This window comes from Enterococcus sp. DIV1682a (assembly GCF_051711005.1).
Taxonomy (GTDB): Bacteria; Bacillota; Bacilli; order Lactobacillales; family Enterococcaceae; genus Enterococcus_B; species Enterococcus_B hirae.
Map to the genome: position 1 here is coordinate 814,704 of NZ_JBIOLT010000001.1, position 20,498 is coordinate 835,201.

A 20,498-nucleotide genomic window follows, 5' to 3' on the forward strand; every position below is an offset into this window, starting at 1 on the left:
TAGAATTGGGAGAGAAAAAGAGTATGGAGTGGACACAAGCATTGATTCCTATCGTTAGTAGTTGTGCAATGACTATTGCAGCAATGCCACTATTTATTGGGTATTTTCAAATGAAAAAACAAGGGCAGGCGATTCGTGAAGAAGGACCAAAATGGCATAATGTAAAAGCCGGAACTCCAACGATGGGTGGATTGGTGTTTTTAGTTGCAGCAATATTAACCGGAATTTGGGTTGGCGCTTGGCAAAATCAGTTGACGCCTACTCTTTTCATCCTACTATTTGTTTTAGCTTTATATGGTGTGATCGGATTTTTAGATGATTTCATTAAAATCTTTAAAAAACGAAACATGGGGCTAAACTCTAAACAAAAACTGCTAGGGCAGATCATTGGCGGGATCATTTTTTATCTTGTCTATCGTTCAGAAGGCTATCCTGGTACGTTAAATTTCTTTGGAATAGAGTTGCCACTTGGACTATTCTATGGGGTATTTGCTATTTTCTGGCTTGTTGGTTTTTCAAACGCGGTTAATCTGACAGATGGGATTGACGGATTAGTTGCTGGACTAGGAACGATCTCTTTTGCAACGTACGGGATCATTGCTTGGCATCAACAACAATATGATGTCTTAGTTATTTGTTTAAGTGTGCTTGGTGGGTTACTTGGCTTTTTTGCTTATAATCGTAAACCAGCCAAAATATTCATGGGCGATGTTGGTTCTCTGGCATTAGGTGGATTATTGGCAGCAATTTCTATTATGCTAAACCAAGAGTGGACATTGTTATTAGTTGGTTTGATTTATGTTATGGAGACAGCAAGTGTGATGCTTCAAGTTACTTCTTTCAAATTAACAGGAAAACGTATCTTCAAAATGTCTCCTATCCATCATCATTTTGAAATGTGTGGTTGGTCGGAATGGAAGATCGACATCATTTTTTGGTTAGTAAGTATTGTAACTTCTTTAATAACACTATGGTTCATTTGGTAGGAGATGACAGGAAATGAAAAAAATTTCAACATATGAAAACAAAAAAGTCCTTGTTCTTGGATTAGCGAAAAGTGGATTTAGTGCGGCCAAACTGTTACATGAGTTGGGCGCACTTGTCACTGTTAATGATGGAAAGCCGTTTGATGAAAATCCAGAAGCACAAGAGTTGCTATCACTGGGAGTCAAAGTGATTGCTGGAAGCCATCCGATTGAATTATTGGATGAAGAATTTTCTTTGATGGTGAAAAATCCGGGGATTCCGTATAGTCATCCATTTGTTCAAAAAGCACAAGAACTGGGTATTCCGGTAATTACGGAAGTGGAATTAGCTTACGAGGTAGCGGAATGTCCGATTATTGGGATTACAGGAACAAATGGTAAAACAACAACAACAACTATGACAGGCTTGTTATTGAACGCTGGTGATTTGCCAGGAACAGCTCGCCTAGCCGGGAATATCGGTTATCCAGCTAGTAGTGTGGCGCAAGAAGCAACAGCTGATGATAAAATCGTTATGGAACTATCTAGTTTCCAATTGATGGGAATCACTGATTTTCGTCCCCATGTAGCAGTAGTAACCAATATTTATGAGGCTCATATCGATTACCACAAAACGAGAAAAGAATATGTAAAAGCAAAATGGCATTTACAACAGAATATGACAGAGAAAGATTATTTGATCTTGAATTGGAATCAAGAAGAGCTAAGAGAACTCAGTAAAAAGACTAAAGCAACGGTGTTACCTTTTGCGACAGAACAAAAACTCCCTAAAGGTGCCTATTCTTTAGATGGTAGTATCTACTATAACCAAGAAAAAATCATGGATATTACAGAATTGGGTGTTCCTGGTTCACACAATGTTGAGAACGCACTAGCTGCCATCTCAGTTGCTAAATTATATGGTATCTCAAATGAAGCGATCAAAAATGCTTTACACCATTTCCATGGAGTACCGCATCGTACACAGTATGTGGGGGAATTCCAAGGAAGGAAGTTTTATAACGATTCAAAAGCAACTAATATTTTAGCTACTAAAATGGCATTAAGTGGTTTTCAGTTAGATCAATTAGTATTAATCGCTGGAGGTCTGGATCGGGGAAATTCATTTGATGAGTTGATACCAGCTTTAAAAGGCATCAAAGCGTTGATCACTTTTGGGGAAACTCAAAATAGATTAGCAGATGCGGGCAAGAAAGCAGGTATCCCTGTGATCAAGACAGCTGAAAACGCAGAAGCCGCTGTACCGATCGCCCTTGAATTGAGTGAAGAGGGTGATTCGATCTTATTGTCACCAGCAAATGCAAGTTGGGATCAATACCCTAATTTTGAAATTAGAGGCGAACGGTTTATGGAAGCTGTCAATAAACTAACTATACAAAAGTAGAAACGAGCGAGAATGAATGAAAATTTTGGTTACTGGTGGCGGAACTGGCGGGCATATTTATCCAGCACTAGCCTTCGTCAATTATGTAAAAACAAAAGAGCCGAATACTGAGTTTATGTACGTTGGAGCGCAAAGAGGCTTAGAAAATAAGATTGTTCCTGAGACTGGGATGCCTTTTCGTACGCTAGAAATACAAGGATTTCAGCGAAAACTTTCGCTATATAATCTGAAGACTATCCAACTTTTTTTAAAAAGTATTCGAGAAGCAAAAAAAATTTTAAAAGAATTTAAACCAGATGTGGTGATTGGGACTGGAGGCTACGTGTCGGGTGCAGTAGTCTATGCGGCATCTAAGTTAGCGATTCCTACGATCATCCATGAACAAAATAGTGTGCCTGGCATCACCAATAAATTTTTAAGTCGCTATGTGGATCGAATCGCACTTTCTTTTGAAGATGCTGCTCCATTTTTTCCTGCAGAAAAATCGTCTTTGATCGGTAATCCTCGGGCGCAAGAAGTGGCGGATATGGATAAATCGAAAATTTTAGCCACTTATGGACTTGATCCAGAGAAAAAAACAGTCTTGATTTTTGGTGGTAGTCAAGGGGCTTTAAAAATCAATCAGGCAGTGACAGAATTTTTAATGTCGTTCGATCAGGAATACCAGGTTCTGTATGCCACAGGCGAACGCTATTATAAAGATATCCAAACGAAAGTTCCTGCTTGTGCCAATGTCAGCATACAGCCTTATATCAATAAAATGGCAGAAGTAATGGCATCAAGCGATCTATTGGTTGGTAGAGCAGGTGCGACTTCGATTGCTGAATTAACAGCTTTAGGTTTGCCAGCTATTCTAATTCCAAGTCCTTATGTGACGAATGACCATCAGACAAAAAATGCAATGAGCTTAGTCAAAAACAATGCAGCGAAGATGATCAAAGATGACGAATTAGATGGACGTTCCCTAAAACAAGCGATTGAAGAGATCATGACCAATGATCAATTACAAAAACAAATGTCTTTAGCTTCTAAACAGCAAGGAATCCCAGACGCATCAGAAAGAATGTACGAGCTAGTAAAATCATTAATTCAAAAATAAAGGTGGTGTGGTCTTAGTGAGTAAGAAAAAAAAGCCAGACAAGCTGCCAAATGAATCTGAGGGTGAACAAAATCTAACTCCTTGGCAAAAGGCCAACCGGAAATATTTGGCAGAACACGAAAAAAAGGAAGAACAAAAGGAAGAGCAAAAAGAAGAAAAAAATGAAAATACAAATGAGCCGGCAGCATCCGCTTCCGCTACTAAAGAAGCAGACTCAGCGGAAGGTGAGAAGCAAGAAGCAACCGCTTCTGATCCAATGAAAAAAGGAGACTCTGAGCCATTTGAAAAAATTGAACAACCAAAAATTGGTAGTCCTTATAATGGCTCTTTTTTAAATCGGCTACCGAATCTGAAAAATCAACGAAATAAAGTTCTTTATCGAAGACTGACTTTTATTATTTCAATCCTAACGATCCCACTGATTTTTTTGATTTATTATGTTTCCCCTTATAGTCGACTGCAAGGAATAACAGTTTCAGGGAACCAAATGATTACGAGTCAAACAGCCATTGCCGACTCTCATTTGGCAATTGATGGAAATGTTTGGAGTCAGTATTTCCATAAAAACCAATATCTTGATACATTGAAAAAAGAACAACCAAGAGTAGAGAGCGCACAATTGCATTTTAAGTCAATCAATACTTTTGAGTTGGCTATCAAAGAATACAAAGAGATTGCTTTAGTGATGAAGGACGGCGAATATTTTCCTGTAATCGAAAATGGGAAAGTCTTAAAGGAAAAAGTAGCAAATCCGACTAAGAATTTACCAATTCTAGAGAATTTCACAGATAACGCCAAAATTAGTCAATTGGTTAAAGAATATAATCAATTAACTTCAGAATTACAAAAAGCAATTTCAGAAATCAAATATACACCAAAAGAGAGCAATAAAAATTTGATCCAACTAAATATGAATGATGGGAACCAAGTGATCGTCAATATTCAAAATCTAGCCAGTCAAATGAAATATTATCCACAAGTCGCTAAAGAGATGAAGGAAAAGGGCGTCATTGATATGGAAGTAGGGATTTTCTCTTATCCTTACAGTGAAAGCAAGAAGGAGAATGGCGAAGCAACAGATCCATCTGTGCAGACAAGTTCTACCGAAAATCTCACAGGACAATCGGGAGCATCAAGTGATCAGTCAGACCAATCTTCGGAATCAGTTGAGTCAAATCAAGCAGGTCAGTCAGAGAATACAAGTGAATCTAGCCAAATCGATGACAATTCAAGTTCATCGTCTCCAGATTTAACCGAAAATTAATAAAACAGCTTTAAAAAGTGATAATCTACTTTCTAAAAACCGGTAATTTATGGTAGAATTGAAGGCAGTGAATATATCTATTAAAGTATATTTAAAAACGGACGTTAGTTGTTCGCTTGTATATGGAATAGTAAGTAGGAGGGAATCCCGTTCATGGCAAAAACAGGAATGTATGTAGGCCTTGATATTGGAACGACATCTGTCAAAGTTGTCGTGGCTGAATATATCGACAGCCAAATGAATATTATTGGAGTAGGAAACGCAAAATCAGAAGGGATTAACCGCGGCATTATCGTTGATATCGATAAAACGGTCCAAGCGATACAACGAGCAGTAAGACAAGCAGAAGAAAAAGCAGGGATACAGATCAAAGGGGTTAGCGTTGGTCTACCAGCAAACTTGCTTGAAGTGGAAAATTGCCAAGGAATGATTGCAGTAAACGGGGATTCGAAAGAAATCACCGATGAAGATGTCAGAAACGTGGCTTCAGCTGCCCTTGTTCGTTCAATTCCTCCTGAACGTCAAATCGTATCAATTTTGCCACAAGACTTTACCGTTGATGGATTCGAAGGAATCAAAGATCCTCGTGGAATGATCGGTGTCAGATTAGAAATGTATGGCTTGTTATTTACTGGGCCAAAGACGATTGTTCATAATATCCGTAAATGTGTAGAAAATGCAGGATTGGTTGTCAGTGAATTAGTCATTACACCATTAGCTTTAACAGAAACAATCCTTTCAGATGGAGAAAAAGATTTTGGAACGATCGTGATTGATATGGGCGGTGGACAAACGACAACAGCTGTTATGCATGACAAACAATTGAAGTTCACTAGTCTAGATCAAGAAGGTGGCGAGTTCGTCACAAAAGATATCTCAATTGTGTTGAATACGTCATTCAATAATGCTGAAGCGTTAAAAATCAATTATGGGGATGCTTATCCAGAACGTACTTCTGCAAATGAAGAGTTTCCAGTAGATGTGATCGGTCAATCTGAACCTGTCAAAGTGGATGAACGCTATTTATCAGAAGTGATTTCAGCCCGTATGGAACAGATTTTCAATAAAGCCAAAGAAGCGTTAGACCAAATCGAAGCACTAGAGTTACCTGGTGGTATCGTACTAACTGGTGGTGCTGCAAGCCTTCCAGGTGTTGTTGATCTGGCACAAGAGATTTTTGGTGTGAATGTTAAGCTATATGTACCTAACCAAATGGGACTTCGTAATCCAGTCTTTACTAATGTGATCAGCATCGTGGATTACTCAGCTAACTTGAGTGAAGTCTATCAATTGGCTAAAATTGCTGTGACAGGTGAAACAGTGGTCGCGCATCACACAACTGTAGAACAAGAAGTGACATCATATGATAATGATAGCTATGATGTTCCAGAAGAAACGGTCTACGACGAACCTGAACAAAAGAAATCAGACGAAGATGTAACAACTAAAATTAAAGGTTTCTTTTCAAAAATTTTTGATTAATTCATCCTGGGAGGAATAAAATATGGAATTCTCAATTGATAATAATATCAATGACGGCGCAGTAATCAAAGTCATCGGTGTCGGTGGCGGCGGTGGAAATGCTGTTAACCGTATGATTGAAGAAAATGTAAAAGGTGTTGAGTTCATCACTGCCAACACAGATGTCCAAGCATTGAAAAATTCAAAAGCTGAAACAGTTATCCAATTAGGACCTAAATATACACGCGGACTAGGTGCAGGCTCTCAACCAGAAGTTGGTCAAAAAGCTGCCGAAGAAAGTGAACAAGCTTTACGCGAAGCCTTAGATGGCGCTGACATGATTTTCATTACTGCAGGTATGGGAGGCGGAACTGGTACAGGTGCTGCTCCAATCGTAGCAGGAATTGCTAAAGAACTTGGTGCTTTAACTGTCGGTGTCGTAACTCGACCATTCACTTTTGAAGGACCAAAACGTGGCAGATTTGCTGCTGAAGGTATCGCACGTTTGAAAGAAAACGTCGATACATTATTGATTATCTCAAACAACCGTCTTCTTGAAGTAGTTGACAAGAAAACACCAATGTTAGAAGCTTTCCGTGAAGCTGATAATGTATTACGTCAAGGGGTTCAAGGGATCTCAGATTTGATTACAGCCCCAGGTTACGTTAACCTTGACTTTGCTGATGTGAAAACTGTTATGGAAAACCAAGGAACAGCGTTAATGGGTATCGGTGTAGCAAGCGGTGAAGAACGTGTGATCGAAGCGACGAAGAAAGCTATTTCTTCTCCACTTCTTGAAACATCAATCGATGGAGCTGAGCAAGTCTTGCTTAACATCACTGGTGGATTAGACATGACTTTATTTGAAGCTCAAGATGCTTCAGATATCGTAGCAAATGCTGCTACAGGCGATGTTAACATCATTCTAGGTACATCAATCAATGAAGAAATGGGCGATGAAATCCGTGTAACGGTTATTGCAACGGGTATCGACGAATCAAAAAAGGAACGCAAGTCTAGTCGTCCGGCTAGACAAGCACAAATGCAATCATCTACTCAAAAAACAGTTTTAGATATGGATCAAGCAAAACCAATCTCTGCTGAAGAAGAAAATAGCAGTTTTGGTGATTGGGACATCAGACGTGAACAAAATGTCCGTCCTAGAGTTGAAGAAACGAATTTTGAACCTATCGAAAAAAAAGAATTTGATACATTCAATCGTGAAGAAACAAAAGCAAAAGGTGACGATGAATTAAGTACACCACCATTTTTCCGTCGTAAAAAATAAAGGAGGAAGAGCACATGATTGCTGACAACTTGCTAAAAATCGAGCAAGAGATTCAGGACTCGTGTGCTCTTGTTCATCGTGATCCGAAAGAAGTCACACTAGTCGCTGTCACCAAATCAGTGGATTCTGCTACGGCAGAAAAATTGATTGAACAGGGTGTAAAAAACTGCGCAGAAAACCGCGTAGATAAATTGTTACAAAAAAAACAAGATTTAGTTAATTATCCTGATGTAAAGTGGCATTTAATTGGTAATTTGCAGCGTAGAAAGGTAAAATTGATTATAAATGAAATTGATTGCTTTCACGCATTAGACAGTTTGAAATTAGCAGAAGAAATACAAAAAAGGGCAACAAAACCCCTCGATTGTTTTGTGGAAGTGAATGTATCTGGTGAAGCATCCAAACATGGTTTTTCGCCAGAAGAGCTGGTTCCTTTTATCGAATCTTTAGTTGCTTTGTCTAAAATAAAAGTTGTTGGTTTAATGACGATGGCACCTAAAGAGGCTTCTGCTAAACAAATTCGCAAAGTATTTGGAACGCTGAAAGAATTGCGTGATCTTGTTCATTCGAAAGGTTTTTCGCATGCACCATGTACGGAATTAAGCATGGGAATGAGTCAGGACTTTCAACTAGCAATCGAAGAAGGTGCCACATTCATCCGTGTAGGAACAGCGCTATTCAAAGACGAGGAGGAACAATAATGCCACTTTTAAATAGAGGTGCGATTGCTAATTTTTTCGGATTAGCTGATGAGGAAGAGTACGAGGAGTATCCTGAAACATCTAAGCCGGCTGTAGCACAGCCTACAACAAAAAAGAAACCAATACAGCCAACACAATCTCAAATGAGCCAGCCAAGAGCTGTCTCAAAGCCACGTGCGCAACAAACAACACGTCCAGTTGCTCGTGAAAGTGTAGCGGCAAATGAAACAAAAAAAGTGATTGAATTACATCAAACACCAGCTAAAAAAACACGTAAAGAAGAAACAGCAAAAACTTCTTTTGCACCTAAAACAAATTTAGCTGGAAAAATTACGGTCATGGAACCACGAGCTTATTCTGAAGCAATGGCTATTGCTAAACGAATCATTGCTGGTGAAGCAACATTAGTAAATTTCCATTTAGTAGAAGAAAAACAAGCGAGAAGAATCGTTGATTTTTTAACTGGCACTGTCTATGCATTAGATGGTGACATTAAGCGAGTAGGTGACGAGATTTTTCTATGCACGCCAACTGGAATGGAAATCGATAGTTCAACAGCACAATCTTTTGCAGACGTGAACCTATTTGACCTATAAGAGGAGGAACGACAATTTATATTATTTTTATATTACTTAATCTGCTGGGACGAGCAGCCTACTTTTACAGTCTTTTGTTAATGGTTTATGCACTTTTATCCTGGTTTCCAGGAGGATATCAATCAGGGATTGGTCGCTTTTTAGCAAAAATCTGTGAACCGTATATCCAGTTATTTGATCGGCTTCCACTTCGATTTGGTGGAATTGATTTTACGATTCTAGCTGCGATCTTGATTTTAAATTTAGCAGTACAAGGTCTTCAACATATCGTTTTATGGATAGTCATGGCAATTTATTAAAACGATCAAAGGAGTAGCTGATAGGAGGGGAAAATATGGACGCTAATGTTTATCAGCATTTCCGTGCAGATGAACGTTCTTTCATCGATTCAGTAGGTGATTGGATCGAACAGGTACAAGGGCAATATGCACCTTATCTTACTGACTTTCTTGATCCAAGACAATCCTATATACTAGAGACGCTGATCCGTCAAGATAGTGAATTACACTTTTCATTTTATGGCGGTTATGAGCAAGCAGAACGGAAGCGATGTTTGATTTTTCCTGACTATTATGAGCCTACTGACGAAGATTTTGAGGTGTCACTTTATGAAATCCATTATCCGAGTAAGTTTGCTAGTTTGACTCATGGAAAAGTATTAGGTACATTGGTTGGTACAGGTATCAAACGAGCTTACTTTGGTGATATCATTTCTGATGGTGATCGCTGGCAAGTGTTCATTGCAAGAGAAGTTGAACAGTTTGTAGCAACGCAAGTAACAAAAATCGGCAAAGTCTCTGTTCGGATGGAGCCAATCAAGTATACGGAATTACTTGTGCCAAAAGATGGTTGGACACAAGAAAGAGGTACAGTGACTTCATTGAGACTAGACAGCGTGATCTCGGAGATTTATAATATTTCCAGACAGCGTTCGAAGCAGCTGATTGAGTCTGGAAAAGTAAAAGTAAATTGGACAGAAAATACACGCCCTGATTTTTTACTTGAGTTATTAGATATCGTTTCGATCAGAGGATTTGGTCGAATCCAAATTCAAGAACTTGAAGGAAAAACCAAAAAAGAAAAATACAGGGTATTATTTGGTGTATTACGTAAATAAAACAAAAAGGTGGTTTACACATGGCTTTAACTCCATTAGATATCCAAAACAAAACATTCCCCACAAAAATGCGGGGATACAATCAAGACGAAGTAGATGATTTCTTAGATTTAGTTGTTCGTGACTATGAAGAAATCACGCAACGAAACCGTGAACTTGAAAAAGCAGTGAAACATTCAGAAGAAAAATTAGAATATTTCAATGAACTAAAAGATGCATTGAATCAGTCAATCATCGTTGCTCAAGACACAGCGGATAAAGTTAAAACAAGTGCAAGTAAAGAGTCCGAAGTAATCGTGACATCTGCTCAAAACAAAGCGGATGAATTAGTGGCTACGGCTGAAAAACGTGCGCACCAATTAACGACAGATGCGGAAGAAAAAGCAAGACAAATCCTAACAGATGCAACTGAAAAAGCAAAACAGCTAGCAGTTGAAACAGAAGACTTAAAGAAAAAAACACGAGTTTTCCACCAACGAATCAGCTTGATGTTAGAATCTCAATTAGAACAAGTAAAAAGTCCAGAATGGGATGAAATTTTACAACCTTTCTCAAGCTATGTGTCAGATAGTCATGAAGTGATCAAAGAAGTTTTAGCAAAACAACTTGACAATGAAAATCAAACTGATGTAAACTCAGACACAGGCATCATGGAAGCACCAATGACTGCATTTGATACACAGGCGATCGATATTTCGATCATTCCTGGTGATGACGAAGAGTAGAACAGAAAAGCATTTTGTCATTCTTTTCAGCGAGCCGATGATAGTGGAAGTTCGGCAAGACCCTGCAAAGTGAAAGATCCTCTACGAAAATTGTTTCTGAAATAGGAGTAAGAAACAACGGTTGACCTCGTTATTGGTTTTTAAGAGTTACATGATCATGTAACTGAATTTGGGTGGTACCACGGCATGTTCGTCCCTTTGGATGAACATGCTTTTTTGTGTTCTTTAAAATGATGAAAGAAGGAGCGTAACTGGTTTATGAAAATGAAAGAAACCTTACAACTAGGTAAAACAAAATTCCCAATGCGTGGTAATTTGCCTAATCGTGAAGCGGATTGGCAAAAAGAATGGGAAGAAAATAAAATTTATCAAAAAAGACAAGAATTAAATGAAGGAAAGCCAAGTTTCATCTTACATGATGGACCTCCTTATGCAAATGGAAATATCCATTTAGGACATTCATTAAATAAAATCAGTAAAGATATCATTATCCGTTCAAAATCAATGTCAGGATTTCGTGCACCTTATGTTCCAGGTTGGGATACTCACGGTTTACCGATTGAACAAGTATTAGCCAATAAAGGGATCAAACGAAAAGAAATGACAATGTCAGAGTACTTAGAAAAATGTCGTGAATATGCCCTTTCACAAGTCGACAAACAACGAGAAGATTTCAAACGACTAGGAGTGGCAGGCGATTGGGAGCATCCATATGTCACATTGGATCCTTCTTACGAAGCGGCACAAATCCGTGTTTTCGGTAAAATGGCTGAAAAAGGCTATATCTATAAAGGATTGAAACCAATCTATTGGTCTCCGTCAAGTGAATCTTCACTTGCTGAAGCAGAAATCGAATATAAAGATGTGAAGTCTCCTTCTATCTTTGTGGCTTTCAATGTGAAAGATGGCAAAGGGTTGTTAGATGAAGATACAGCTTTCGTTATTTGGACAACTACGCCATGGACATTACCAGCAAACCAAGGGATTGCAGTAAATCCAACTTATACGTACGTTTTAATCGAAGCAGATGGACGTAAATTTGTCGTTGCAAAAGATTTATTAGAAAAAGTTCAAACTGAAATCGGTTGGTCTGATGTTCAGGTGTTGAAAGAGATTGCTGGTCAGGAAATGGAATACATGACTGCTTGGCATCCGTTTTATGAGCGGGAATCATTAGTCATCTTAGGCGACCATGTAACTTTAGACGCTGGTACTGGATTAGTCCATACAGCACCAGGTCACGGGGAGGATGACTATATTGCAGGAAACAGATATAAATTGCCAGTAGTTTCTCCAGTAGATTCAAAAGGGGTTTATACAGAAGAAGCACCAGGGTTCGAAGGTGTCTTTTACGATAAAGCAAATCCAATGATTACTGATTTGTTAGAAGAAAAAGGTGCTTTATTAAAACTTGACTTCTTTACACATAGTTATCCTCATGACTGGCGTACGAAAAAACCTGTGATTTATCGTGCTACACCACAATGGTTTGCCTCAATCGACGATTTCCGACAAAATATTTTAGAGGAAGTAGAGAAAGTAGATTGGATCATTCCTTGGGGTAAAACACGTCTTTACAATATGATCCGTGATCGTGGCGACTGGGTTATTTCACGTCAACGAGCATGGGGTGTGCCATTACCAATCTTTTATGCTGAAAATGGAGAAGCAATCATTACGCCTGAAACGATTGAACACGTAGCACAACTATTTGCTGAACATGGTTCAATCATTTGGTTTGAGAAAGAAGCGAAAGATCTTCTTCCAGAAGGCTTTACGCATCCAGGATCACCGAATGGACAGTTTACGAAAGAGACAGATATCATGGATGTTTGGTTTGATTCAGGTTCTTCTCACGAAGCAGTCTTGCGTCAACGTCCAGAACTATCATTTCCAGCTGATATGTATCTAGAAGGTTCTGATCAATACCGTGGCTGGTTCAATTCAAGTATTACTACAAGTGTGGCAATCAATGGGGTTGCACCGTATAAATCTGTCCTTTCTCAAGGGTTCACTCTGGATGGCGAAGGGCGTAAGATGAGTAAGTCGTTAGGTAACACGATCTTGCCAGATAAAGTGATCAAACAATTTGGTGCGGATATCTTACGTTTGTGGGTAGCTAGTGTGGATTATGAAGCAGATGTACGTGTATCCATGGACATTTTAAGTCAAGTAGCAGAAGTTTACCGCAAAATCAGAAATACGATGCGCTTCTTGATTGCAAATACTGAAGACTTCGATCCACAAAAAGATACGATTTCATTTGAAGAATTACGTTCTGTAGATAAATATATGACTATCCGATTGAACGAAGTGATTAAAGAAATTCGTGAAGAAGGATATGAGAAATATAACTTCATGCACATCTATCGTACCGTAATGAACTTTTTAACAGTAGATCTATCTGCGTTCTATCTGGATTTTGCTAAAGATGTTGTTTATATCGAATCAGAAAATGATTACCAACGCCGTTGCATGCAAACTGTGTTTTATCAAACAGCAGTAGCTTTAACAAAATTATTAACACCGATTATTCCACATACTGCAGAAGAAATTTGGTCTTTCTTAAAAGAAGAAGAAGAGTTTGTTCAATTAAGTGAACTTCCAGGTTACCAAGAGTATCCAAATCAAGAAGAATTGATGGATACTTGGGCAGCATTTATGGACTTCCGTGATAAAGTGTTAAAAGCTTTAGAAGAAGCACGAAACAATAAATTGATCGGTAAATCTTTGGAAGCGAAGTTGACGATCTATCCAAATGAACAAGTTCGTGGATTGCTGACAGCTGTGGATGCGGATATTCCACAATTGTTGATCGTGTCACCAGATTACTATGAAGTGATGTCAGCTAACGCAGAAGTACCAGAAGCTGCGGTGAAATTTGATGACGTAGCCATTTTAGTAGAAAAAGCTGACGGACAAACATGCGATCGTTGTCGTCAAATCCGCAAAGACGTGGGCGTTGATGAAAAATTACCACACTTATGTGGACGCTGTGCGCACATCGTTGAAGAAAACTATCCAGAAGCAGTGGCAGAAGGATTTGAATAAAAATTTGGTCATGTTTGGTGACTAAAGGAAAGTTATCTAAAAAACATCAAAGTTAGTAAGAGTTACTAGCTTTGATGTTTTTTTATTCTCTAATAACATTTATTCTATTGAAAAAGGAGCTAATTAAATTTTAAACAGTTTTGAGTTCAAAACAACATTTTATGAAAAAAAGCAATTAACAAAAAATTAAATGTTAAACTAGATTAGTAGACTATTTCACAAATTTATAGAAGGAGGTGAAAATTATGTCAAAAAATTTAGTAAAATACTTACTCGTGTCATTGTTAGTATTTGCTTCTTGTTCAATGGGTATTTTAGGTGAAACTATTTTTGCTAGTGAAAACAATAATTACTTTACTGGCAATAATTATTTCGATAATTCTAGTACTGATTTACATAGTAATATTACAGAGATTAGTCTACAACGTGGTGTTGATACGATGAATTTTAACGATTATGTCTATATGCAAAATAAGCCACATGGTACAAGTCGCTGGATTCCAAGTATGACAAAGATTTGGCAAGTGAAATACAAAAATGGGAAAAAATATCAAGGATATGTAAACTGGACAGGTCGGTATAAAAATGGTACTCACATTGGTGCATACTATCAATATACTGGTTTATTGTTTAGAGCATAGTAGCAACAAAAATAAGTATAATTAAATAAATATAGCTATTAAGCTTGAGAAAGGTGCCAATATATTGAGGTTGAGAACAATTAATTCTGTTAGGGTTGTTAAGGTAATACAGCTATTACTTTATTTTACATTTATTTACTCATTAATTAAAAATCATACTTATTTATCAATAGTGTTATTAGCAATTGGCTTTTCTTTAGAACTATTTATTCCAAATGAATATGGTTGGGGAATAAAGAAAAGTAAAAAAAATATATTTATAAAATCAGATAAAGTTTGGATGGAACCACTTATTGTAATTTTCTTTTTGCTTTTGTTTATTATCATTACTTATCTTTATTTAACTTAGGAGGAATTTTTATGAAAAAGGCAGTAAGAAAAATCTGGGTATATTTTTGTTCGATAGTATTATTAATTCCTTGTTTTATAACTCTACTCAATGTAGATGCTTCAGAGAATGTATTGGAGATAAAAGATGGAAAAAACTCAAACAAAATAGCAGAACTATTAAAACAAGCCCAACAAAATCCTAATGTTGATGTAGAAGTGATTGGTGACGATTTCTCAATTACATTTACTGATGCTGATGTTTACAACTCTGTAAAAGAATCTCAAGCTATTCCAGTATTGAAAGTACCTAGATCTAATGGCGTAAATAAGATAGAAGGTAAAATAAGTTCAGGAAATTTTAAAGTATATCTTACTAAAAATACATTAAATGCTATCAAAACATTTGGTATTGGTGCATTAGGAAAAATAATACCTGGAGGAGCAGGTTGGTTATTATCGGGATTATTCACTATTATTTCTGCTGATAGTAACTTTAAACATGGCAGAGTGTTTGTTTACCAAAATTATCGATATCAATATTGGTATAATCAGTAACTTCATTGACCGTATACATAATTCGAACGGAACATGTTCTGTTCGAAATTTTTTAATAATTTTTATTGCCCAAGTATGTGCTAGAAGACTAGAAAAATGCATACTATTTAAATGAAAAAACGATTCTAAACGCCTGATTAATTGTTTATTTATTATCCTTAAAATATAGATAATCTATTTTGACTCAGAATCTTTCCTTATTTAATTTTTCATATTAGCTATAGTTTGACTTAATCAAACTCTATATTCAAAGCACGAAATCCAAGGTAATAAGTAATAATTGTTTCAAACATAGAGAGCTTCCTTGAAATTTTATTGTGAATGTTCCTATAAAAAAGTTGGAAGTGCTCAGGTTCAAACGTTCTTTTAAAAGATATAACAGTTTTCAAGAAATACATCGGAAGTGTTTAGCGTTTGCTGCACCGTAAGTTATTCCTACGTAAAAATAAAAATTTAAACGAATACATATAGGAAAGAGGGGGAAATCAATGATTATTGATTTCCCCCTCTAATATTAGTAAATTTTTACTTTTAAACGTTACACACAGCTAGTCTTCTAGCTTCCCACGATCACGGTACCAGCCATCTGGTTGCCAGATCCATTCAAACCCATCTTTTTCCAGCAATTCAAATGCAGCTTCTGGTCCCATTGTTCCAGCTTTATAATTAGGGAAGTCAGGTTCCACTTGATCCCAAGCTTTACGAATGACATCGACGATATGCCAAGATTGAGCAACTTCTTCCCAATGTGAAAAGTTTGTACCATCACCTTTTAAAGCATCTAAAAGCAGCTTCTCATAAGCTTCAGGACTGTTTTCAACCATTTCAGCGCTATTGCGGTACTCTAATCTTCTAAATTCAGTGTTAAACCCTTGTCCAACCTCTTTTCCATTTAATGTTAAAGAGAAACCTTCCGTTGGTTGGATATAAATCGTTAAAACATTTGGTGGTAATGTCCTATCTTCACAAGGTTCATCTTCGACCGAAGTTTTAAAAACATTGACTGGGACTTGTTTAAAGACGATATTGATCCGAGTTCCTTTTTCTGTCAAACGTTTCCCAGTGCGCACATAAAAGGGAACACCTGACCAGCGGAAATTGTCAATGACAAACTTCCCAGCTACAAAAGTTTCGGTAGTAGATTCAGGATCTACTTTATCTTCTTCACGATAGCCTTTAAATGTATTACCATCTAACTCACCAGGTGCATATTGCCCACGGATAAAGTTTTTTAATGCTTCAGATTTTTCATAGATTCGCACAGCTTTCAGTGCCTTGATTTTTTCTGCACGAATTTCTTTTTCAGAAAAGGCGACAGGAGGTTCCATCGCTAAAAGTGCTAGTACTTGTAGAATGTGGTTTTGGACCATATCTTTTAAAGCACCACTGTGATCATAGTAGCCACCACGATCTTCAACACCTAAAGCTTCACCGAATGTAATCTGAATATTATCGATATAGCGATTGTTCCATTGTGATTCAAAAATGTTATTAGCAAAACGAATTGCTGAGATATTTTGGATCATTTCTTTACCTAAATAATGATCAATCCTAAAAATATCTTGTTCAGGGAAGACTTGACGGATCTTTTCATTCAGCTCGAATGCAGATTGATAATCTGAACCAAATGGTTTTTCGATGATCAAGCGATTATAACCATTTTCAGTAACGATATGTTGCGATTTAAGATGAGAAACGATCGTACCGAAAAATTCTGGAGACATGGCTAAATAATAGATGCGGTTACCAGCTAATTGGTAGGTTTCATCTAAGCGGTCAGCTAGGTCTTTTAAAGTATTGTAGTGGGTAGAATCATTTACATCATGTGATTGATAGTAGAAATGACTAGCAAATTCTTTTGCTTCTTCTTCAGTCGGATTCAAGGACTGGATCGTCGAAGCGACCACTTCACGATAATGTTCATCGCTCCAAGGTCTACGAGCAGTACCGATTACTGCAAAATGTTTTCCTAGATTTCCTTTTTTATAAAGGCGGAACAAGGAAGGATACAATTTGCGTTGTGCTAAATCACCTGTACCACCAAAGATTGTAAATAAGACATTTTTTTCATTAGCCATATGGGTGTACTCCTTTATAATTTGTCGACAAAAATCGTACTGGCTGCTTTAAAGCTGACAGGGATTTTCTTTTGTTGATTTTGGATTGTGATCGGTCCTTCATAAGCGGCAACATCTACAATCTCATATTCTTCATCAATGTTTAAGTCAATCGTCACAAGATAGTCCAATAGTTCTTTTTCATCCAACACTCGAGCGATGCGAACTTTAGAACCAACTGGATAAGACTCTAATGTTTGTCTACGTTCTTCATGAACCACTTGTTCTTTTTTAGGAATAATTCCACCATGTGGACAGTGCATAGGATGATTCAAATAGTCTTCTAAATGGTCAGCAAGTTGTTCTGAAGTCACATGTTCCAACACCTCAGCATCATCATGGACTTCGTTCCAGCTATAATCTAAATGTTCGACTAAAAAAACTTCCCATAAACGATGTTTGCGAATCAAACTACTTGCCTTTTGTAAGCCAGTCTCCGTAAGTTGAACTCCTTGATAAGGAGAATGCTCAACGAGTTGTTCTTTCACAAGTTTGGAAATCATTTCGCTAACAGAAGCTGGGGACACAGCAAGACTGGAAACGATTTGTTTATTATTTACTTTTGTCGTGTCTCCGCCTAATTCCAAAATGATTTTCAAGTAATCTTCTCGATTTGGTGTCATGTTTAATCATCCTTTCATGGTATGAAACCATCATTAGTAAGTTTATCAAAAAAAACATCAAATGACTATTTTTCTAGACAAAAAACGTAAAATAAACGAAGAAATACAGAAAGGTAAATCAATGATGAAGGGAATGAAAAGAGTTTGGGATATAGGACTTGCTCTAAAAGTCGTTCAAGAAGTGGCTCTATCAAAAATAAGTCGAAGAATTCCAAAAACAGGAGGAGATTTTTGGAAATTCTTCGACTTATTTCTCAGAGTTAGCCGCTCTTGTCACACCCTCTTTTGAGGAACTATTTTGTTTTGTCAACGTATAAGAAGTATCGGATGATTCATCATAAAAGGTCGTATCACTGTATGATAGGATCAAATAAAAACCATATTGATCTCGCAAGACGAGTTGCTGTGGAGTTAGTTCGACCAATTCCGTTACTAAGGAGTGACCGTTGATAGATAAATCAAACGTTTCTGTGACCAGTAGTTGTTGTTTTTGTTGATTTTTATCTATAAAGGTCCAGGTTCCATGATATTGCGTTGGATCAAAGTCTTTGGTGGTTGGCTGTTTCTTTTTCAGAAAGAATTTTCCAAATAAAATAGCAAAAAATGCAAGGATTCCATAAAGTGTTTTTTTACGTATCATACGATTGTCACTCCTAACCTCTTTTAATTCCAACGATCATTTTCTGTCAGTTTCATTGTACCTAAAAAAAATAAAGATTTCTCTAGGACTTTCGACTGGTTTTTCAAGAGTTTTTTGTGAAATTATGGTAGGATACATAGTAGGAAGAAAGGTGACCGTTTTTGAAGTACCAGCAAGTAGAAATCGCTTTTTTTATTGAACGACCGAATCGTTTCATCGCTCATTGCTTGAACCAACAAGGAGAAGTGATCGTAGCCCATGTGAAAAACACTGGAAGAGGTAAAGAAGTCCTTCTACCAGGAGCGAAAGTAGCGGTTGCATATACACCTAGTTTAAAACGGAAAACAGATTATGATTTAATTGCTGTGAAAAAAGGGGATAACTGGTTCAATATCGATAGTCAACTTCCCAACCGTTTGGCATTAGAAGGAATTTTATCTGGAACAATCCAGTTGCCATCGTTGATCGGAAAAATCGTTAAGTACAAGCGTGAAGTCCGCTATCGACAGTCCATATTTGATATTTATTTAGAAACAGATTCAGGACAAAAAGTGTTCGTCGAAGTAAAGGGAATGACTTTAGAAAATAAAGGAATTGGGGCGTTTCCTGATGCGCCAACGTTACGAGGTTTAAAACATGTGAAAGAATTAGTGGAAGCGCGACAGGAAGGCTATGAAACTTACGTGTTGTTTATCGCACAGTTTGAACACCTTCATCTGGCAACAATCAACGAAGCAATGCAACCGGAGTTAGCCAATATCATACGCTACGGACAGTTAAACGGCGTGAATGTTTTAGCCTATAATTGTCAGGTAACAGCGGATTGTGTCAATTTGAAACAAGCCATACCATTTGATGTAGAGGCATCGTTTGAAGACCCGAATAAATAGAAAGAAGGTAAATGAAATGATCAATTTAGGAATTATTGGTACCAACTGGATCACCCATCAATTTGTGCAAGCAGCATTAAGCACGAAACAATATGAATTAACAGCAGTTTATTCGAGACATTTAGAAAAAGCACAAGAATTTGGCGCCAAGTATGAGGGAGATATTGCCTATGCGACAGATTTAGAAACTTTTTTTGGTCTGGAACATCTTGATACGGTATACATTGCTTCGCCTAACAGCCTACATTTTCAACAAGCAAAACAAGGCATTTTAGCAGGAAAAAATGTCATTGTTGAAAAACCGGCATTTAGTACGCCTAAAGAAATGGATGAGATCATTCATCTAGCGAATGAGAAAAATGTTTATTTTTTTGAAGCTGCACGAAACATCCATGAAGCAGGATTCAAAAAAATTGCTGACTATCTTCCATTGAAAGATGAGATCCTCGGTGCCAACTTTAGTTATATGAAATATTCTTCTCGTTACGATCAAGTACTAGCAGGAGAAGTACCAAATATTTTCTCTACCCGTTTTTCTGGTGGTGCGCTGATGGATCTGGGCGTTTATCTCGTTTATGCTACGATAGGATGGTTTGGGATGCCTTCAGAAGTTCATTATTTTCCACGGAAAATCTCAACTGGTGTTGATGGACTGGGTTGGGGGATCTTGCGTTATGAGACATTTGATGTCACGATTCAACCTGGTAAAATCGGTGATTCTTACTTACCTTCAGAAATCTACTTTAATTCAGGAACATTAGTCATGAACGGGGTCAATGCGATTGAAAAAGCAGAGTTCCATGATCGAGAACATCAGGAAATTGATGCATTAGCAATTACCGCAGCTGAAAATCCCATGGCAGAAGAGGCAGCTGATTTTGCCAATGTGATCAATCATCCAAACGATCCAGCTTGGGGATTACGATATGAAGAATGGATCGAACTTGCTCGCAATGTGAACCAAGTAGTTTACGATCTTAGAATAAATGGTGGCATCAAATTTGATGCCGATAATGAGGGCGATTTTTAA

The 20,498-nt window shown here is 37.4% G+C and carries 19 protein-coding genes and 1 other annotated feature; of the genes, 16 read left to right on the forward strand and 3 right to left on the reverse strand.

The window, feature by feature from the left end:
* The first annotated feature begins 23 nt into the window (after positions 1-23).
* From mraY to IGJ23_RS03890, 14 genes are all read left to right on the forward strand, one after another.
* Positions 24-986 (forward strand): phospho-N-acetylmuramoyl-pentapeptide-transferase, encoded by a 963-nt coding sequence (gene mraY, locus IGJ23_RS03825; protein ID WP_010719780.1) that lies wholly within the window; start codon positions 24-26, stop codon positions 984-986.
* Between the two features lie 13 nt (positions 987-999).
* On the forward strand, positions 1,000-2,370 hold the full coding sequence (gene murD, locus IGJ23_RS03830) for a UDP-N-acetylmuramoyl-L-alanine--D-glutamate ligase (protein WP_063626753.1): 1,371 nt from the start codon (positions 1,000-1,002) through the stop codon (positions 2,368-2,370).
* Positions 2,371-2,386: 16 nt separating this feature from the next.
* Positions 2,387-3,469: an undecaprenyldiphospho-muramoylpentapeptide beta-N-acetylglucosaminyltransferase gene (murG, locus tag IGJ23_RS03835; RefSeq protein WP_178286558.1), complete on the forward strand. Its 1,083-nt coding sequence runs from the start codon at positions 2,387-2,389 to the stop codon at positions 3,467-3,469.
* A gap of 16 nt (positions 3,470-3,485) precedes the next feature.
* Positions 3,486-4,733, forward strand: coding sequence for a cell division protein FtsQ/DivIB (locus tag IGJ23_RS03840; RefSeq protein ID WP_178286556.1), 1,248 nt, complete (start codon positions 3,486-3,488; stop codon positions 4,731-4,733).
* 153 nt (positions 4,734-4,886) lie between these two features.
* On the forward strand, positions 4,887-6,215 hold the full coding sequence (ftsA, locus tag IGJ23_RS03845) for a cell division protein FtsA (RefSeq protein ID WP_438774631.1): 1,329 nt from the start codon (positions 4,887-4,889) through the stop codon (positions 6,213-6,215).
* A gap of 22 nt (positions 6,216-6,237) precedes the next feature.
* Positions 6,238-7,482 (forward strand): cell division protein FtsZ, encoded by a 1,245-nt coding sequence (ftsZ, locus tag IGJ23_RS03850; protein ID WP_088745122.1) that lies wholly within the window; start codon positions 6,238-6,240, stop codon positions 7,480-7,482.
* 14 nt (positions 7,483-7,496) lie between these two features.
* On the forward strand, positions 7,497-8,183 hold the full coding sequence (locus tag IGJ23_RS03855) for a YggS family pyridoxal phosphate-dependent enzyme (RefSeq protein WP_010719774.1): 687 nt from the start codon (positions 7,497-7,499) through the stop codon (positions 8,181-8,183).
* Positions 8,183-8,779 (forward strand): cell division protein SepF, encoded by a 597-nt coding sequence (locus IGJ23_RS03860; RefSeq protein ID WP_063626758.1) that lies wholly within the window; start codon positions 8,183-8,185, stop codon positions 8,777-8,779. The genes IGJ23_RS03855 and IGJ23_RS03860 overlap by 1 nt, the downstream gene beginning before the upstream one ends.
* 29 nt (positions 8,780-8,808) lie before the next feature.
* Positions 8,809-9,078 (forward strand): YggT family protein, encoded by a 270-nt coding sequence (locus IGJ23_RS03865; protein WP_034686156.1) that lies wholly within the window; start codon positions 8,809-8,811, stop codon positions 9,076-9,078.
* 35 nt (positions 9,079-9,113) lie between these two features.
* A complete protein-coding gene (locus IGJ23_RS03870) occupies positions 9,114-9,896 on the forward strand; it encodes an RNA-binding protein (protein WP_010738197.1) in 783 nt (260 codons plus the stop codon).
* A 20-nt stretch (positions 9,897-9,916) separates the two neighbouring features.
* Positions 9,917-10,621 (forward strand): DivIVA domain-containing protein, encoded by a 705-nt coding sequence (locus IGJ23_RS03875; protein WP_010719771.1) that lies wholly within the window; start codon positions 9,917-9,919, stop codon positions 10,619-10,621.
* Positions 10,605-10,822 (forward strand) — a binding site (T-box leader). Its footprint overlaps the gene before it by 17 nt.
* Positions 10,823-10,879: 57 nt before the next feature.
* The gene (gene ileS, locus IGJ23_RS03880) at positions 10,880-13,672 is read left to right on the forward strand and encodes an isoleucine--tRNA ligase (protein WP_063626760.1); all 2,793 of its coding nucleotides are present in this window, start codon (positions 10,880-10,882) and stop codon (positions 13,670-13,672) included.
* Between the two features lie 245 nt (positions 13,673-13,917).
* Positions 13,918-14,313, forward strand: coding sequence for a hypothetical protein (locus IGJ23_RS03885; RefSeq protein ID WP_053766110.1), 396 nt, complete (start codon positions 13,918-13,920; stop codon positions 14,311-14,313).
* 360 nt (positions 14,314-14,673) lie between these two features.
* Positions 14,674-15,198 (forward strand): hypothetical protein, encoded by a 525-nt coding sequence (locus tag IGJ23_RS03890; RefSeq protein WP_053766109.1) that lies wholly within the window; start codon positions 14,674-14,676, stop codon positions 15,196-15,198.
* A 548-nt stretch (positions 15,199-15,746) separates the two neighbouring features.
* Here IGJ23_RS03890 and zwf read toward each other — a convergent pair.
* The 3 genes from zwf to IGJ23_RS03905 all read right to left on the reverse strand — a co-directional run bounded on the left by zwf (position 15,747) and on the right by IGJ23_RS03905 (position 18,578).
* A complete protein-coding gene (gene zwf, locus IGJ23_RS03895) occupies positions 15,747-17,276 on the reverse strand; it encodes a glucose-6-phosphate dehydrogenase (RefSeq protein WP_010719769.1) in 1,530 nt (509 codons plus the stop codon).
* 14 nt (positions 17,277-17,290) lie between these two features.
* Complete coding sequence (locus IGJ23_RS03900; protein WP_010719768.1) at positions 17,291-17,938, reverse strand: metal-dependent transcriptional regulator; 648 nt, start codon at positions 17,936-17,938, stop codon at positions 17,291-17,293.
* Between the two features lie 247 nt (positions 17,939-18,185).
* Positions 18,186-18,578 carry a DUF4828 domain-containing protein gene (locus IGJ23_RS03905; protein ID WP_010738194.1) on the reverse strand — a complete coding sequence of 131 codons (393 nt, stop codon included), beginning with the start codon at positions 18,576-18,578 and terminating at the stop codon, positions 18,186-18,188.
* Between the two features lie 161 nt (positions 18,579-18,739).
* Between IGJ23_RS03905 and sfsA the strand changes: the two genes are divergently transcribed.
* Together sfsA and IGJ23_RS03915 are read left to right on the forward strand one after the other, a co-directional pair.
* Positions 18,740-19,468 (forward strand): DNA/RNA nuclease SfsA, encoded by a 729-nt coding sequence (sfsA, locus tag IGJ23_RS03910; RefSeq protein WP_438774632.1) that lies wholly within the window; start codon positions 18,740-18,742, stop codon positions 19,466-19,468.
* A gap of 16 nt (positions 19,469-19,484) precedes the next feature.
* Entirely contained in the window at positions 19,485-20,498 is a 1,014-nt protein-coding gene (locus tag IGJ23_RS03915; RefSeq protein ID WP_063626770.1) for a Gfo/Idh/MocA family protein, read from the forward strand.

Excerpts from the sequence above, each read along its gene's own strand:
- mraY (WP_010719780.1), top strand. The coding sequence starts at position 24 with ATGGAGTGGACACAAGCATTGATTCCTATCGTTAGTAGTTGTGCAATG.
- murD (WP_063626753.1), top strand. The coding sequence starts at position 1,000 with ATGAAAAAAATTTCAACATATGAAAACAAAAAAGTCCTTGTTCTTGGA.
- murG (WP_178286558.1), top strand. The coding sequence starts at position 2,387 with ATGAAAATTTTGGTTACTGGTGGCGGAACTGGCGGGCATATTTATCCA.
- ftsA (WP_438774631.1), top strand. The coding sequence starts at position 4,887 with ATGGCAAAAACAGGAATGTATGTAGGCCTTGATATTGGAACGACATCT.
- ftsZ (WP_088745122.1), top strand. The coding sequence starts at position 6,238 with ATGGAATTCTCAATTGATAATAATATCAATGACGGCGCAGTAATCAAA.
- IGJ23_RS03855 (WP_010719774.1), top strand. The coding sequence starts at position 7,497 with ATGATTGCTGACAACTTGCTAAAAATCGAGCAAGAGATTCAGGACTCG.
- IGJ23_RS03860 (WP_063626758.1), top strand. The coding sequence starts at position 8,183 with ATGCCACTTTTAAATAGAGGTGCGATTGCTAATTTTTTCGGATTAGCT.
- IGJ23_RS03870 (WP_010738197.1), top strand. The coding sequence starts at position 9,114 with ATGGACGCTAATGTTTATCAGCATTTCCGTGCAGATGAACGTTCTTTC.
- IGJ23_RS03875 (WP_010719771.1), top strand. The coding sequence starts at position 9,917 with ATGGCTTTAACTCCATTAGATATCCAAAACAAAACATTCCCCACAAAA.
- ileS (WP_063626760.1), top strand. The coding sequence starts at position 10,880 with ATGAAAATGAAAGAAACCTTACAACTAGGTAAAACAAAATTCCCAATG.
- IGJ23_RS03885 (WP_053766110.1), top strand. The coding sequence starts at position 13,918 with ATGTCAAAAAATTTAGTAAAATACTTACTCGTGTCATTGTTAGTATTT.
- IGJ23_RS03890 (WP_053766109.1), top strand. The coding sequence starts at position 14,674 with ATGAAAAAGGCAGTAAGAAAAATCTGGGTATATTTTTGTTCGATAGTA.
- zwf (WP_010719769.1), bottom strand. The coding sequence starts at position 17,276 with ATGGCTAATGAAAAAAATGTCTTATTTACAATCTTTGGTGGTACAGGT.
- IGJ23_RS03900 (WP_010719768.1), bottom strand. The coding sequence starts at position 17,938 with ATGACACCAAATCGAGAAGATTACTTGAAAATCATTTTGGAATTAGGC.
- IGJ23_RS03905 (WP_010738194.1), bottom strand. The coding sequence starts at position 18,578 with ATGATACGTAAAAAAACACTTTATGGAATCCTTGCATTTTTTGCTATT.
- IGJ23_RS03915 (WP_063626770.1), top strand. The coding sequence starts at position 19,485 with ATGATCAATTTAGGAATTATTGGTACCAACTGGATCACCCATCAATTT.